This is a genomic window from Brevibacterium sp. S111, from assembly GCF_004745075.1.
Classification (GTDB): Bacteria; Actinomycetota; Actinomycetes; order Actinomycetales; family Brevibacteriaceae; genus Brevibacterium.
This window is the reverse complement of record NZ_RHFH01000042.1, coordinates 1-2,618: the sequence shown is the minus strand read 5'-3', so window position 1 is coordinate 2,618 and position 2,618 is coordinate 1. Positions and strand designations below refer to the sequence as shown.

Here is a 2,618-nt window from a genome sequence, read left to right as displayed (position 1 = left end):
TACGGGAACTGAAAAGTGGAATCAGACTGGTGAGAGACCGGGACGATGTTCCCTGCCCATTTGTCGACATTTTGCGAGAACCGGATTCACACCACGGCTCCCATACCGATCGGTGGATCAAGGCTTAATAGCGGGGGCTACTGAACGAGGAATCCGCCATCGACTGGGAGTGAAACACCTGTGATGAACTCTGAGTCAGAAGACAGGAGGAAGCTGATTGCGGCGGCCACGTCATCTGGTTTCGTCAGGTGTCCCATGGGGATCGGGGCGGCGAGCTCAGCCTTTTCAGCTTCTAGGTCAGCACCGGTCTTACCGATGAGTCCATCAATGAGCGGAGTGTCTGCGTCTGCAGGGCAGACGGCATTGACGCGAATCTTGTCTGAAGCGTGCTGTAATGCCATCTGACGAGTGAGGTTGACGACTGCGCCCTTTGACGCAGCGTAGGCGCACTCGTCCTTGTTGACGACGAAGCCGAAAACCGAAGCGATGTTGACGATCGAGCCGCCCCCAGACTTGATGATCTCTGGAATCGCGTATTTGCCGGTGAGGAAGATGCTCTTGACGTTGACATTCATCATCGTGTCCCACGCTTTCTCAGTGCAGTCCACCACTCCTCCCTCCCCGAGAGCAATCCCTGCACAGTTGACGACGCCGTGGAGCCCACCGAACTCAGTAGTGGCCCGGGCGACTGCAGATTCGACTGCGTCGGCCTCGGTGACGTCGGCTTCCAACGCGATGGCACGACCGTCAGCGACGGTATTGATTTCTTCCGCCACCGTCTCCGCCGATTTGAGTTGCAGGTCCAATACGCCGATGCGAGCTCCTTCAGAGGCCAAGCGCAGGCTAGTTGCTCTGCCCAAACCGGATCCACCGCCAGTGACGATGAAGATCGAGTTTTCAAAACGTGCCATTGATTCTCTCCTTTTGATTGCAGCCAGTTCAGACCGGCTCATTGTTTTCTGGACGATTGACGGAAGGGATGCTTGGTGAGTTCTCATCTATGTCGGTGAGGGATTCGAGCGGTGAGCTCATCTTGTCGACGGTGGTGTCCGATTCCAGGCGATCAGCCATGCGTCGCGTTCGGCGCATGAGCACGAAATAGATGATTCCCGGCAAGGTCAGGGCGATGATCCAGGCGTAATCGATTCCGCCGACTGCTTCGAAGAGGAATCCGGTGAAGAACGCAGTGCTCATGAACGGGATCTCAACCAGGATTGTTGCGCCGTAGGCGATCAGTGCACGCGAATTGAATCGACCGTATCGACCATTGGGATCGAAGATGTCGCCGACGACGTATCGACCCTTTCGGACGAAGAAGAAATCTACGAGGTTGATGGTGGTCCACGGGAACAACATGTAGCCGAGAACAAGCAGTAGGTTCTCGAAGAAGGTCATGAAGTCGCTGCTCGCCAATACGGCCACCAAAGTGGCGACGGCAAAGACGATGAGGAACAGCACCGCTCGAGCAGACAAGGTTGTCTTGACTCGTCTGAAGGTATCAACGATTGTGGTCAGCGACATGAATGCGCCATACAGATTGAATACGTTTGTAGCAATGACGCCTATCACGATGAATATATAGACTGCGGGAGCTAGCGCGCTTGGGAAGAGCCCTGCAATAGTCTGACTGGGCTGGGCGCCGTACTCGGGGAAAATCGTCGTCAACATGGCGCCGAGCGTCATCAGCCACGTGGTGCTGACCACAAGGCCCAGATAAGTGAAAATGAATGTTTGTTTTCCGCTGGTGCTGCTTGGCAGGTATCGCGAATAGTCCGCAACGTACGGGGCAAACGTCAATTGCCAGGTTGCTGTCGCAGCAATGAGCAGGAGGAACGCGGTACCGTTGAAATTGCTGGCATTCCAAGAGTCTGACGGAAGGCCGTGCTGTATCACCACTGCTGTCACAGCCAGGAACCCTGCTCCGAGAATGATGGCGAACCAGCGTTCGATCTTGTGAATGAGGTCGTGACCGTAGAAGGTGATTACGAGAATCACCAGGCCTGAGATGACGATGCCCCAATTCTTTCCTATTGGTGTGCCCGCGTCGATGGCGTCTCCAGCAATAACTGAATTGCTTGCGAAATAGCCAATGTACATGATGAGTACTGCGAGCAAAGGGATGGCTGCGCCGAAGACTCCGAACTGCGCGCGGCTCTGAATCATCTGGGGGATTCCGAGAACCGGACCTTGCACAGAGTGACCGGCGACAAAGAATGCGCCGAGGAGATTGCCGCAAATGATTGCGACGACGCTCCAGAACATGTTGAGACCGGAGAGAACTCCGATACCTCCAGTCAGAGTGGTCAACACCATCATGTTGACGCTGAACCAGAGGGGGAACTGGCCGGCGGGATGTCCATGCCGCTCGTTGTGTGGAACAAATTCGACTGATCGGAGTTCCGGGACTTTTGCACTCATTTTCTGCTCACTTCTTTGTGGTCTCTTTTGAGATTGCTTATGGAGCTGTCGGACCGCGTTGCACCTTTCCCGAATAAGGGGTATCCATTTAAGTCCCGGAGTCCCGGTCCTCCGCGGCTCGCCATGGCCGCTTCTCCGGCACGACTTCCAGACTCCCCGGCCGTCGGCGCGGGCCCACTACTCCCGGCGGCCGCTTCTCC

General features: G+C 55.7%; 2 protein-coding genes. Both read right to left on the bottom strand.

The features are described from left to right. Nucleotides 1–137 precede the first annotated feature (137 nt). Nucleotides 138–911, bottom strand: a complete 774-nt coding sequence (locus tag EB836_RS17905; protein ID WP_167854516.1) for an SDR family oxidoreductase — start codon at nucleotides 909–911, stop codon at nucleotides 138–140. A 28-nt stretch (nucleotides 912–939) separates the two neighbouring features. Then, nucleotides 940–2,418 (bottom strand): cytosine permease, encoded by a 1,479-nt coding sequence (locus EB836_RS17900; protein WP_135542792.1) that lies wholly within the window; start codon nucleotides 2,416–2,418, stop codon nucleotides 940–942. Nucleotides 2,419–2,618 lie beyond the last annotated feature (200 nt).

What these genes read in the sequence shown, in the direction of transcription:
- EB836_RS17905 (WP_167854516.1), bottom strand. Translation starts at nt 911, where the DNA reads ATGGCACGTTTTGAAAACTCGATCTTCATCGTCACTGGCGGTGGATCC.
- EB836_RS17900 (WP_135542792.1), bottom strand. Translation starts at nt 2,418, where the DNA reads ATGAGTGCAAAAGTCCCGGAACTCCGATCAGTCGAATTTGTTCCACAC.